The sequence below is a fragment of the Bacteroides sp. genome, from assembly GCF_028690125.1.
GTDB lineage: Bacteria > Bacteroidota > Bacteroidia > Bacteroidales > Bacteroidaceae > Bacteroides.
The window spans coordinates 1-13,829 of the sequence record NZ_JAQVBV010000047.1; the positions used below are offsets into that span (position 1 = coordinate 1).

Below are 13,829 nucleotides of genomic sequence, written 5' to 3' on the forward strand. Positions count from 1 at the left end.
CGCACAAAAAAACCCACTTGTGTATAAGTAACACCTGCAGGTATCGCACAATCAGATGAACCAGGTTCTCCTCTGGCTCATTGGTCGGCACGGCATTAGAATTAGAATTATCAAGCATGGTTCACTGAATACTTAAAAATGGCAACTGGATATAGAAATCGGTGACAAATATAATCAAATTATTAAACAATCAAAGACTTAAATGTGAAAATATTAAATTAAAATGTTAAAAATGAAGACCGATAGGCTATAAAAGCAAAATATCCGACTCTCACGAACCGGATATCTCTTATTTAACCAAAACCTTAACTAACATAAGAGAAAGGTACTGTAGTACCGTGTCTTATATCGTACTGCAAATATAAGGCACTTTTCTAAACCACCAAACTAATTTTACATGTTCTATAACACTTTATTTATTAGTTCGTTTGGTTGTTTATGTGGAATATAATCTTAACGGTTCGCCATGGCCTGTACATGCAGGTGGAAGTAGCGACGTTTAAACAGCACATAAGCCGTTGATAGAACAAGCAGAACCACAGCAACATACGCCCAATGATGGTCGCCTGTATACAAGAATGCAGCCCCTAGGACGACCTGCAGCACCGCATACAACCCAGACACCATAACGTGCGGAATTTTCAGCTCGTTGGCCATCAATTGGTAGGCATGTTTGCGATGCGGATTAAAAATATTCTCTTTCAGCATCAAACGGTGTACAATGGTAAGCACACTATCCACGCCGTATACCGCCAGAAAAACGATCCAGCTCAGGTCGCCCGTCTTCAAAATAAGCGTACCCAGCACATACAACACGATAAACGCCATACTCACCGAACCCACATCCCCGGCAAAACAGCGCGCCCGGGTACGGAAATTAAAGAAGTTGAACACCAATACCGAAATCAGGCTCACGTACAGGAAATCCGCATCCATAAACGGCACTACAAACCCATTCACATAGGTAAGCAGCCCCAGCACCGCCAGGCTGTACCCACCGGTAATCCCGTTTATGCCATCCATAAAGTTATAGGCATTGATGATACCCGTGCAGAACACCAGCGCGATGGGGATATACCACCACGGATAACTGCCAAACAACTCCCACTGGGCAAACAGCAACAACATGGCTGCAAAGTGAAACACCAGCCGCACCTTGCTCGACACCGGCTGCACGTCGTCCACCATACTGATCCCCGCAATAAGGGTAAGCCCCACACGAAACCACGGATCATTCAACCCAAAGAACAAGATATACACCAACGCACCCAGGTAAAAGATAATCCCTCCCCCGCGTAAGGTAACCGTCTTGTGCGAACTCCGCGCGTTCGGCTTATCCACGATATTCAACCTTTTGGCCACCACAAAGTAAGCCAGCTCCAGCAAAAACAACAAAAAAGCAATATAAACGTAAATCATACCTTCTCTTTAAAACTATTTAATGTAATCAACAAACCCTCGCGGGCACTTACCGGCATCCTGTCTATACCTAATGCCCCCTTTATCTTTGCGTTACTCACCACATAATTCTCTGTCAGCTTATTCAACCGCTGACTATTCAACGGAAGTTGCAACACACCGCCTAACGACGCGATACCCTGCATCAACTCCCTCGGCAAATTCCAGATATGCGCCTTTCGGCCCAACGACTCGCACATCACCCCAATCAGTTCGTTGGTAGAAATCGGCTCGTCGTCGCCCATATGATAAATACCCGAAGGCACCATCCCGGCAACCAACCCATCTATTACAAAACACAGATTATCCACACTCGTAAACGAACGGCGATTATCAAAAGCACCCAGCGGCCAGGGAATCCCCTTGCTCACCACCTTGTACAACAAATTGAGGTTCCCCTTGTTACCCGGCCCGTGAATCATACACGGACGCAAGATATACACCAACTTATCATCCGTACCCTCCAGATCAAAATTATCCTGAATATAATCCTCCGCCGCAATCTTACTCTCACCGTACGGACCCACCGGAGCAGGCACCACCTCCTCGGTAAGGATATCACCCGGCACCGAATCCGCTGCCGCCTTCACCGAGCTGAAAAAGATAAACTTCCCCGCCTTCGATTTCAGAAAATAATTAAACACCTTTTTAGTCAGCCCCTCATTAATATCAAAGTAAGCCTGCGCCAGGCTCTGGTTCTTCGTGTCGTGTGCTTTACCGGCAAGATGGATAACCACATCCATTACCGGTAACCTGTTTTCTTCCAAATCCTTCCAGTTAAAGGTCTTAACCACTCCCGCCTTAGAAGGAGCCACAATATCCAACCCATACACCGCATGCTTCGCACCCAGCGCCTTTACAAGATTGGACCCCACAAACCCGTGGATTCCGGTAATTAAAATGTTCATTGTTTAAAAACTTTTATTTTATCAATAGCAATAAAACCAAGGAAAGTAAAGCGTAAATTTAACTTAAGTTTGATAATATTGTTAAAATTAAAGGCGATCTTGTACTAACTATCCTATATATTGAACAAAACCCCTGTTATTCCTTAGAAAACTCCTAAAGAACTTTTCAACAGACATTACATTCTGTTTATCTTCATTTAAAAAGAGTGCTCATTCAGGTATTGAACAAGTTTATAGACGGTAGTAACCGGGTTTTGTTTGTGTGGAGCTTCCATCTGGTAGCTGGCATGTAATTTTTCTGCCCGTTTAATCGCTTCAGCTTGTGAGGCTCTGCTGTCTTTTTCCAATATTTCATAAAGCTGCGTGCAAAAGCCAATACACTTTCCATCCTCTTGATAATTTATATCCCAAAATTCGCTCAATTTCTCGTAATAAAAAGTCCGGTGACTCGGTTGGTCAGTGTAATGATAATGCAGATAAAACCAAAGTTCGAAAGCATCATTTGAGTAAGCAACCTCATATTTCAATTGCTGAGCAATCAAGATGGCACTGTCAAAAGACTGAAACTCGTCAGAGCCTCTACTCACATCCATATCAAATACACACCAAACAATATCACATGCATGTTTCTTATTTAGATCTTTGGCTTTTTCTACCAATTTAGTTTTACTCTGTCCACCCAGATCTACGACATTAACCGTTAAAGTACGAATGGGAAACGACTCAAAATAAACTTTTTCTGTCTGACCTTCACAAACAATCAGTACAGTCTCCTTTTTTTCGATCTTACTTACCGTATACCTGGACCCTTTATTTCTGTTCCAGGCTTTACCTTGGTCCGATTTTTTTGTATATGTTTTAGCCTTCGGCATTATCGAAATGTTTAAATAGATTGTTAATTCCACCTACATAAGGGATGGCGCCATATTTCCCTCTAATATAATCATTTTCAAAAGAGTCAGTACTCCTTATTCCCTTAAATTGGACTAATGTATATAAATGACTTGCACCATATTTGTCCTTTTCCACAAAGTCGATCTGATCTCTGCGAAGCAAATCCGACGACAACAAATTTGTATCGTGCGTAACAAAGATAAGTTGTCCCGAAACATTAGCCGACGAATTGAAAAGTTCCACAATCTTTTTAGTAATGAGAGGATGGAACCGGGCATCAAATTCGTCAATAACTAACGTAGTTCCTTCCCTCAATGCATCTAGAATAGCCGTACTTAATTCGAATATTTTTTTTGTTCCTTCAGACTCTTGCCTGTCAAAAGCAAAATGAATATCAGAAACTTTATTAAAGTTAGCATCGTACACATCTTTTATTGAAACAACTATTTTCTTTGTCTTATTTTCTTTTCCATTTTTGGCAGTATCCGAGCTTTCATTCAGAGATGAAGGAATCTGGACTGTATTAAGATCTTTAATACCCGTATCGGCATATTTTAAGAAGTCTACTACCAGTTTCTTTTGTTTCGGATCATCCAAGGCTTCAATAGATGAATTATACATACCACTAGACCCTAGCCCATTTATTACCGTAATGTTTGTAATAGTATTTAGTAATGCCTTCGAAAGTTTACCCAATGCAAAAGATGAAAGAGTAGTGAGGAACAACGAATTATTTCTGAAAATTGGATTTTCTTCATCGTTTTGCAACAACGACTGAAACTTTTCACCTTCAGCAAAGTAAGTTTTGTTAATAGTTACCAATTGGGCGTTTTCCCTTATAAAATAGGCTTGTTCCCTTTTTCCGGGTGTTGCATACAACCATTCACTATGAATTGCCGAAGAGTCCGCATCAAATCCATAGCGGTACCTAACTCCTTCATGCCTGAAAATTAGCTGAAAGAAACAAGGCTTGTCAAAAGTTTCTGTAGATAGAGAGAACGGAAATATGTATTTGTCAAGAATTTTGTCATCCTTAACCGAATCTGTAATAATCCGCAGAAAAGCCACCAAAGCCTTTGCCACATTACTTTTTCCGGATGCGTTGGCTCCGTAAATTCCTTTTGCTTTAAGTAAGGAGGTGTCACCATTCATAAACACGTTATCCAAATCCAGCCGAATATCTTTCGATTTTATCTTAGCTGCGGTCATATTCAACGTATTCAACTCTTTGAATGAAGTGAAATTACCAAAACTGAATTCTTCTACCATTATATTGCTCTTAATTTAATATTTGTTGTAATTGTTACAAATATACGATTAAATGTGATGTATTCTGCTTTGTTAACTATAAATATTCTAAATATATTTCGCAACTTATATCCCTTTCGAAAACTCCTTAATACGTTGCTCCTCGCTGAGTTGGCAGATAAGGAGGGTGTTGTCTTTTTCGGCAACTATGTAACCGTTCAGGCCTTGTATTACTACTTTTTTGTTTTCCTGGGTGTGCACCATGCAATTGCTGCTTTCAATCAGCTTAATGTTATTTCCGATGGTGGCATTGTTGTCTGCATCCTTTTCCGAACGTTCATGCAACGAACCCCAGGTACCTAAATCGCTCCAACCAAAACTTGCAGGAACAACAAACATATCCTTTGCCTTTTCCATGATGGCATAATCGATGGAAATGTTGGGACATTGGGGAAACAACTCGTCTATCACCATCTGTTCGATGGGCGAGTAAAAAGAAAGAGCGGCATTATCCATTATTTCGGCAATCTCCGGCTGCTGCAAGCGCATTGCATTTTCGATAGTCTGCACGTTCCACACAAAAATCCCTGCGTTCCAAAAGAAATTTGGTTGAGCAATGTACGAAACCGCACGCTCCAGCGAAGGCTTTTCCCTAAACGCACGCACCTTGAACACCTCCTTATTTATGGGCGAAGCGGCATCCATATCCGCCTCAATATACCCGTAGCCCGTTTCGGGACGGTTGGGTTTCATACCCAGGGTAAGCAAAGTCCGGCTATCCTTTGTAAACGAAAGAGTCGATTTAATTACCCGTTGAAACTCCACGGTATCCATCACCACATGATCGGCAGGAGTAACCACCAGATTAGCCTCCGGATGGCGCATCGCAATCTTCCAGGCCACATAGGCAATGCAAGGAGCCGTATTACGCATACAAGGCTCCAGCAGAATATGCTCCTTCGGAATCTCCGGCAACTGCTCGCGTACCAGCGAGGCAAAACTTTTGGAAGTAACCACCCAGATATGCTCCGGCGGACAAACCCCTTTAAAGCAATCGGCAGTGAGCTGAATCATGGTACGTCCGCAACCTATCACATCGATAAACTGCTTAGGCCTTTCGGGCGTACTCATTGGCCAGAACCGGCTACCAATGCCCCCGGCCATTATTACGAGATGGTTTGTATTCGATTTCATTGGTTAAGGCTGTATTTTATTATTCGAAGTAGTTTAATGTACGGTATCCGCCTTCTTTCAGATACGAATCCTTTTTCATTCCCTTGATATCGCTACGCATCATATCTTCGACCAATCCCTTCAGGTCATATTTTGGTTCCCATCCCAATACAGTTTTCGACTTGGTAGGATCGCCAATAAGCAACTCCACTTCTGTAGGACGAAAATAAGCCGGATCCACACTCACAACTGTTTTTCCGATCAATGTCTTAGCCTCTGCAAGATACGATTCGCCTACAGCAGCTTCAAAACGAGCTTCGTCTATGGCCGTAATCACACCCGTTTCGGCAGCACCCTCACCTTCGAAAGTAACAGTTAAACCCGTTTCGCCAAAGGCCAAACGAACAAAATCGCGCACGGTGGTTGTTACACCTGTGGCAATTACATAATCCGAAGGCTTATCCTGTTGCAGAATGGCATGCATGGCACGCACATAATCCTTTGCATGGCCCCAGTCACGCTGAGACGACAAGTTACCAAGGAACAATTCCTGCTGCATTCCTAAAACGATTTTACTTACCGCACGGGTAATCTTGCGGGTAACAAAAGTTTCGCCACGCAGCGGCGACTCATGATTAAACAAGATACCATTGCTGGCATGCATATTGTAAGCCTCGCGGTAGTTTACAGTAATCCAGTACGCGTACATCTTAGCCACCGCATAAGGTGAACGGGGATAAAACGGGGTAGTTTCTTTTTGAGGAATTTCCTGCACCAGCCCGTACAACTCCGAAGTTGAAGCCTGATAAACACGGGTTTTGTTGGTCAGCCCCAGTAAGCGAACTGCCTCAAGGATACGCAAGGTACCCAATCCATCGGCATTGGCCGTATATTCGGGTGTATCGAAACTCACCTTCACATGACTCATGGCCGCCAGGTTATAAATCTCATCCGGCTGCACCTCCTGGATGATACGGGTAATATTCATGGAATCCGTAAGGTCACCATAATGTAAAATCAAGTTACGGTTTTCAATGTGCGGCCCCTGATACAAATGATCAATACGATCCGTATTAAACTGCGATGACCGCCGTTTAATCCCGTGCACCGTATATCCAAGTTTGATTAAGTATTCTGCCAGATAAGCTCCGTCTTGACCCGTGATGCCAGTGATTAATGCTATTTTTTTCATTGATTAATATTTTATGGTTTTATTTGCTCTAAATGTGACGATTTCTCTTCTGAATCAGTATATTATAGCTGTGAATTGAGTTTGTTTTGTTAATAATATTATGCGATATATACAGCTATTATTTTTCCAAAAGAAGATTTAGTTTGCTTTTTAACTCTTTTAATTCTTTTGATTTATTTTTTAATGAACTCAAATAGCTGTTTATGTCATCCCCTAGATTGTAAACATTGAATCCTATGTTGTCAATTTCATTTATAGATTGCTGGCATAAAGGAAATAGTCTTTCATAGAATTCGTTGCGTGTTGACGGATTTCTAGTTTTATTATCTATCCACTCTATTATCGGAATAAATAAATTATCTTTAAGAACTCTGTAGTTTTTGGTCGAATTGTTTTCTTTAATTATATTGAAAAATATGTTTACTTTTTCTCTATGAGTATTAGTATCTTCAACGCTATAAAGGAATCGTAATGTATTAATTATAGAATTGATGTTTGATTGAACATTTTTTTGCCTTTCGTAAGTGAAATTTCCTTGTTTGATATTCATTGACTCCATTTCTTTAATAACAAGGTATATAAAGTCAATTATCTTTGTCAAATTTAATATTTCTTTATTTTCTTCATTATCATTGCCCAATACATATAATGAATTGTAAAGATCTTTTAAATTAAACTCATATAATTTCTTTAAGGAAGTGTCTGCTAGCTTTTTTACATAATTTATTTCACAAGGTTTTTCCTTACATAATTTGGCATATTCTTTATAATTCTTAATCGTTTCAAGTATGTATTTTTGAGTATCAATGAGATGATAAAGGTAATACTGAATTATGCTTTTTGCTGTACTCTTTTCTTTGTTTTGTTGTTCAAGAGCATCTACCTTTCTTTTTTCTCTTTCAGCGCGCATGGCTAATCGATAACCTAGGTAAGCTCCTAATATCGAAGATATAATAGCAATAATTGCTTGAATTGCCCAGTCTGCAATTATTGAAGGTAAGTAGGTAAACAGATTAAAGTAGATATCAAACATAACAATATATAGTTATTAGTGCGAGTGCAGATTATCTAAAAGGGAAATGATATATTCCGAGGTTATAAATAAATCAGCGATACAAACCCCATATATATTCTTCCCAGAATATACTGGACCGCCGCTTATCCCTTTGTATTTTTCATCTTCTAAGCCATTTAATATTTTAATATTTGTACAAGTTAGGCGTTTGTCATAAGTTATTCTACAAGGCACAGTAAAATTCTTATTTTCAATTAATGTTTATAATACTCCCTGTTTTTAGACCACAAGCCATGCCCTTCAGCACCACCGCCATCACACCCTGCTCCATCGTCAGGTCAAACAGCGCCTGCCATTCATCAGCCGAGTTTATCCTGAAGCTCTCGAAGGGAAGAACTTTACTTGCGCATAGCCATAGCCTTGCACCTCTCATCCCAATACATCTTGGGCATCGCCAGCAGAAACTTACCCACGCGGCTCAGCTGCTTCTTGGGTTCCTTGAAGATACGTTCCAGCCAGATGAAACGCAGGCCACGGATCTCCTTCTTGTTGTTGTGTAGGTCGCCCGTGTAGAAGTTGAACGCAGCACCGATGCCGAACAGCACACCCTGCTCGATGTAGGGGAAAATGTTCGAGATAAACCTCTCCTGCTTCGGAGCACCAAGGCTCACCCACACGATGTCTGGCTTCAGCGCGTTGATCTGATTCGCGATGGCAGGATAGTCAAACTCCTCCACCGGCACGAAAGGCACATCCACGTGCGTCAGATCCAGCTCCAGTCCCTTCTCGGCCACCTTAGCCTTGATCTGCTCCACCTTCTTCTTCGTGTTGCCCATTAACACATGCTTGTATGGACGCTCGATGTAGTACTCAAACAGTTCCGGACCATTGAAGGCCGAATACTGAGTGCCATAGATCGAGTTCACCATCTTCGAAATGGAACTGCCATCGCATGTGTTGATATTTGCCGCCTTCACAATCTCGCGGTACTTCAAGTCCTTCTGCGAAATGGTGATCACATTGGCATCCACCACGCACACATACGCCTTCACCTTCCTGGCGATATAGTCTTCCACAGCCTTGCAGAACACCTTCGAGTCAAACTCGATATGAATATTAAATACGTTCATATTCAGTATGATTTTTGTTTTAAGTTAGTGTCATTCGCATTTCATAGCTTGCACACATACATACTCTTCCATTACCATAATTAGCAGTGAACGCCTTTGTGCTGGCAATTATATCCGCAATCTGCACACCTATAATACTCCATCCCCATCCGTAGGCACTCCTGCATTGTACGCTCAAACTGCTCTTCGGTGAAGCGTCCATCAAAGAGCTTGCAGCCAAAGGAGCCAATAGAACGGCAGAAGTGAGTTATCAGATCAAACATTCCTTCACGCACTCAACAACTTTCTTTTCGTAGGCATCGATGGTGAGGTTGGCTTGATAGCGCTCGTAGCCTGCTTTCCCCATTCGGGAGCGGAGATTTGAGTCTTGCAAGAGTTTTCTTAGACAATTGGCAAGTTCTTCTGCATTTCCCTTTTCAAACAGCAAACCAGTTACACCTTCCTCAATAATATCTGGAATGGCACCCTCGTATGAGGCCACACAAGGGAGTTCGTGTTGCATAGCTTCGCATACGACAAGCGGGAAACATTCTCTCAGAGTTGGCAAGACAAAGATATCTGCATTCTGCCAGAAAGGCTCTTTGTCGTCACCATATTTTGGCCCATGATATGTGACCACATTTTTGAGCCCTCGGCTTTCAATCTCATTTTGAAAAGTCAGGCTATTGAAGTCGGCAGTTTCACCACCAACCATGTCTATCGAGAAGTCAACACCTTCGGATTTCAATTGGCGAGCCGCCTCGAGAAGTTCTATCACACCCTTTTCTCTCAGCAGGTTAGACAAGAAGAATATCTTCGGAATATCATTAGGAGTTCGTGGTGGGCATAGACTTTTTAGTCCCTCTATACCATTAGGGCAAATCAAAATTTGGTCCTTCGATGCGATGTCCTTAATATCATCATATAAATTCCATGACAGAAGTATGACCTTTACGTTTTTATATACCCGCGGCATCAGCCGACGATATCCCCACCTAAGTGTGTAATACCGCGCTCCTTGATTATGCTGATGCAGGACCACCTTCTTGCATGCCAACTTGCAAAGCCCAATAAAGGGCATATCCTTCAGAAATCCAATGCCATAGCAGGTACTTGCTATATATGCCAGATCATAACGATGAGTAAGTAGTTTGCTAATAAAAGAAAAATAAGTAATAAAGAAACGCCACAACTTAAGAAGCGGTTTCTTTCCAATCTCACTCATCTTGCGAGATGTTGAAAGGTTTACATAGTCACAGGCAAACTCATAATTCACAAACTTACTTTTGCGGATGTAGTCACACATCATAGATGAGCCATGGACAGGCGGCGGGAACTGTACTATAAATAAAACCCTTGGCTTGCTACTTTTCTTCATAACATTGTTTCAAATTTCTTTGCATGTTCATATTCGCCCTTTCTTTTGTCGTACGCAATTCGCCTGCGAGCAAAAGCTTTCATATAGGGGATCCAATCTAAAATACCAAATTCCGCAAAATATTTATCGACTAATGACTTATAGCTGTCAATCAAATGTAATGGAGAATCTTCTGGTTTTAGTAATGCTCCAACATGAGTGATGTATGTAAAAATGTCATAACCCAATTCGCGCTCATCAGCCAATTCCCAATCGATCATCCGATACACACCATCCGGTGAGATAATCACGTTCCAGGGGGTAAAGTCTCCATGAGACAGCGAAGTCATGAGCGCTCCTTCGTGCAGATTGGTTTGATTGATTTTGATGGCGAGGGCCACAATCCGGTCGTTTAGCAGAAGGTCGGTAGGGTTCTTGCCATCTACGCATGATGTACGGAAGAAGACATAGTTACCCCCGTCTTTGTAATCATAGAGTTCGTGAACAAGTCCAGTTCCACGCAAGGCGCTCAGAATTTTGATTTCATTTCGCGAAAGAGCCATGGCATCCACCTTTGTGCTGTACTTAGCAAAGAAGTGCTTACCATCCTGCTCCAGTCCCAACATAGAGATCTTCTGTTCCGGCCCAGGGGTGCCCATGTTGAACGACACTACAGAACCCTTCGGCATCATCGACATAATGAGCGAATAAGGAAACTCCCTGTCTGCATTTCTCACTCGAGTCAGCATTTTCACGAGCGAGCATCCACAGAAAGCATCCCAGTACTTCTTCGCCAATCCACCACCAAAGGGAGTATAGAGACCATAGAGGAACTTACGTTCCGGGGATGGAGTTGGGAAGTAGTAGGACGTGCGGAAAGTCTTGAATCGATATAGTTTATTTTGCGACATTTCGATATATTTCATCTATTGTCTTTGCCTTATCTGGCCAATTGTACTCGAGCGCTCGATTACGTGCTCCTTCAGAGAGTTTGCGTCTCAAAGACTCGTCATCAGCTAGTTCGTAGATAGCAGCAGCAAAGTCGTGTACTACCTGATCCTTGCTTTCGATGGCAATCTTACGACCGCACTCGTACGTAAGTACATTACTGAAACCGCAATGATCAAGAGCAATAACCGGCATACCGTAGGAGAGAGATTCAAGGAGAACTGTACTGGTCAAATCTTTTAGGCTGGTGATACAGAACAGATGACAACTCTGCATGATCTGAAGAGCCTCACTTCGCTCCATCCAACCATGCCATACAATATACTGCAAACCAAGGCGTTTTGCCATTTTCTTCCATTCATTGTTCTTTTGGCCTTTACCAATCACATGGAGTTCAATGTCCTTTCGGTCTAATATATTCAAAGCCTCCAATAGGAGATTGAGAGCCTTACCTGGGGTATGTTGGCCGCTCCAGCAGATGCGCAGTTTCTCACCATCCTCACGTTTGCAAAGTTCGTTGATAGCAGCATCTTCAAGCCCTACCTCAGGAATTATAATCGAATCCTTTCCATACAGGCGCTTAAGAGCTATACGATCCTCATTGGTGGCAGCAATCAGTTGAGAGGCCTTCTGAGCGGCTTTCTTTACACGACCAATGGTGTGCATCTGCCAAGAGTTCATCAGGTTGCGCATACCATAGAACACAACACCATATAATCCCATCGTATGCAACAACTTCCATGGTGAATTGCAGAATCCACCAATCGGTCCCCAGACAAAAGGCTTGTCAAGTTTCCATAGATAACCCGGTTCGCGAAATCCAACCATGTTAAGCTGATGAACCACATCGAAGTGCTCCTTGGCATCAAGCTTCTGTGCTAGCTTCAGCGCTTTTTTCTGCCAATCATTATAGAACCAGTAATACGAAGGTGGCCATATCTTGCGTAGCGTGCGATGACGAACTTTATTAATGAAATAGAATTTGATAGCGCCCTTATTCTCTGGGTGCTCCAAATAATATCTATCGATATGCTCCTTGAACTTTTCACCCTCTACGATAACATGGAGTTCGTGCTCTTTCGATAGCCCGTGCACAAACTTCCAACCCATACCAGGTTCTGAGCCCTTATATGGTGAACATGCATAACAATTTATAAGTATCTTCATTCTTTAACCTTTAAGCTTTAATCTGAAATCTCTTAGACATCATTTCAACAATAGCATCCATTGCAGCCTTGATGCTCTTTTCCGTTGAAGTAGTTGTATCTACCCATACTGCCTTCTTATGCTTTCGAGCAAAGTCTTGCAGCACCTTCGTCTGACGAATTACCTCCTCCAGCGATGTCTCAGGCTTACGTGCGTAGATCTTCCCTGGATCACCACCAAGACAGATGGTGAGGTCAGGGGTCGGTACAAACAGACCATACAACTTGATAATCCAGTTAGGCAGATTCAAGCGGGCACGTCTCTGATCTACATAATAGTCATAATAATAACGGTCGAACAGCCATATATGAGTCTTGAATGTCTTATCGAGCCACACCTTACGGAAATAGCCCCAAGTATAATCCAGCCAGTAATAGCTCAGTCGCACAATAGAACCAATCAGACCGGAAGGCTTCGAACCATGCGGATCGGTGCACACCGTATGAGCCTCCTCCGTATCTTTCTTTTTGCCGGATGCTACCGCCAACGAAGAGAGGTAATTAGGACGCATGTGCTCATATCTAATGCCATTATGGAAGGCTTCGTTCAATATCGGTGTAATATGGTCGATAATGAAACTCTTACCAGATCCATCGGTTCCTAATACGGCAATAGTATATCCTGTTGGTTTAAACAACCTAGTAGACTTAGTAAGATTGCTGAGATTTAAGCTACTACCTGTAATACCTAAGCATTTTCTGCCCATTTGAGTAAGATCGGCAAATCCCTCTTTGTAGTTTCCAACAGCGATCGTCTCTGCAAATAGATCACAGAAGTCCGATGAGAATTTCGCCAGCTTACTCTTCAGATATTCCGAGGTGAAGACAGACTTGTTGTCATCTAGTGACTTTGTATACTTCTCATTACATTTGCCATTGTTTAATATCTCCTTCAAGAATGCCATCACATCGCCAAAGCGCTCATCTAACACCTTGATGCCATTGTACTCCACCGTATTGGCCATTATGTCCGATTCTTCGAACATAGGCTTTCTCTTGCAAATGATGCATCCCTTAAATAGGTCAATCTGTATACCTTCATCAGCATTCAGATAGCAAAGCTTGGGACAATGCTGATCTGCAGTATAGGAGGCAAGCACAGATTTTGTCTCCTTTGCAACTTCCGCGAAAATTCGCTCGCAAGCTTCAGCATCCTTTGATGCTACCCACATATCAAGGTCGCTGGTACCACAACTATGTGGTAACTGTTCATAATTGCGTAAAACGCAATACGAGATATTTGCATCATGTAGATGGCAAAACATCTCAGTCAAATATATATTTTCTTTAACCATAAAAATCAAGCAACTTTATAAGTAAGT

Annotated in this window: 13 protein-coding genes; all 13 read right to left on the reverse strand. The window is 42.1% G+C overall.

Annotated features, from left to right (window positions below; all coding sequences use genetic code 11):
- Window positions 1-453: 453 nt before the first annotated feature.
- Window positions 454-1,419: a glycosyltransferase family 4 protein gene (locus PHO71_RS21695; protein WP_300207452.1), complete on the reverse strand. Its 966-nt coding sequence runs from the start codon at window positions 1,417-1,419 to the stop codon at window positions 454-456.
- Window positions 1,416-2,366, reverse strand: coding sequence for an NAD-dependent epimerase/dehydratase family protein (locus tag PHO71_RS21700; RefSeq protein WP_300207454.1), 951 nt, complete (start codon window positions 2,364-2,366; stop codon window positions 1,416-1,418). Before PHO71_RS21700 ends, PHO71_RS21695 begins: the two co-directional genes overlap by 4 nt.
- Window positions 2,367-2,563: 197 nt before the next feature.
- Entirely contained in the window at window positions 2,564-3,238 is a 675-nt protein-coding gene (locus PHO71_RS21705) for an RloB family protein (RefSeq protein ID WP_300207456.1), read from the reverse strand.
- Window positions 3,225-4,529: an ATP/GTP-binding protein gene (locus PHO71_RS21710; protein WP_300207458.1), complete on the reverse strand. Its 1,305-nt coding sequence runs from the start codon at window positions 4,527-4,529 to the stop codon at window positions 3,225-3,227. Before PHO71_RS21710 ends, PHO71_RS21705 begins: the two co-directional genes overlap by 14 nt.
- Window positions 4,530-4,634: 105 nt before the next feature.
- Window positions 4,635-5,702 (reverse strand): mannose-1-phosphate guanylyltransferase, encoded by a 1,068-nt coding sequence (locus PHO71_RS21715; protein ID WP_300207460.1) that lies wholly within the window; start codon window positions 5,700-5,702, stop codon window positions 4,635-4,637.
- 19 nt (window positions 5,703-5,721) lie between these two features.
- A complete protein-coding gene (gmd, locus tag PHO71_RS21720) occupies window positions 5,722-6,873 on the reverse strand; it encodes a GDP-mannose 4,6-dehydratase (protein ID WP_300207462.1) in 1,152 nt (383 codons plus the stop codon).
- A 118-nt stretch (window positions 6,874-6,991) separates the two neighbouring features.
- The gene (locus PHO71_RS21725; protein WP_300207465.1) at window positions 6,992-7,906 is read right to left on the reverse strand and encodes a hypothetical protein; all 915 of its coding nucleotides are present in this window, start codon (window positions 7,904-7,906) and stop codon (window positions 6,992-6,994) included.
- Window positions 7,907-8,286: 380 nt separating this feature from the next.
- Window positions 8,287-9,018, reverse strand: coding sequence for a WecB/TagA/CpsF family glycosyltransferase (locus PHO71_RS21730; protein ID WP_300207467.1), 732 nt, complete (start codon window positions 9,016-9,018; stop codon window positions 8,287-8,289).
- Between the two features lie 19 nt (window positions 9,019-9,037).
- Window positions 9,038-9,238: a hypothetical protein gene (locus tag PHO71_RS21735; RefSeq protein ID WP_300207470.1), complete on the reverse strand. Its 201-nt coding sequence runs from the start codon at window positions 9,236-9,238 to the stop codon at window positions 9,038-9,040.
- A gap of 30 nt (window positions 9,239-9,268) precedes the next feature.
- The gene (locus PHO71_RS21740; RefSeq protein ID WP_300207472.1) at window positions 9,269-10,222 is read right to left on the reverse strand and encodes a glycosyltransferase family 4 protein; all 954 of its coding nucleotides are present in this window, start codon (window positions 10,220-10,222) and stop codon (window positions 9,269-9,271) included.
- Window positions 10,223-10,371: 149 nt separating this feature from the next.
- The gene (locus PHO71_RS21745) at window positions 10,372-11,013 is read right to left on the reverse strand and encodes a phosphotransferase (protein ID WP_300207474.1); all 642 of its coding nucleotides are present in this window, start codon (window positions 11,011-11,013) and stop codon (window positions 10,372-10,374) included.
- 238 nt (window positions 11,014-11,251) lie between these two features.
- Complete coding sequence (locus PHO71_RS21750) at window positions 11,252-12,469, reverse strand: glycosyltransferase family 4 protein (RefSeq protein WP_300207475.1); 1,218 nt, start codon at window positions 12,467-12,469, stop codon at window positions 11,252-11,254.
- Window positions 12,470-12,479: 10 nt separating this feature from the next.
- Complete coding sequence (locus PHO71_RS21755; RefSeq protein ID WP_300207477.1) at window positions 12,480-13,781, reverse strand: hypothetical protein; 1,302 nt, start codon at window positions 13,779-13,781, stop codon at window positions 12,480-12,482.
- Window positions 13,782-13,829 lie beyond the last annotated feature (48 nt).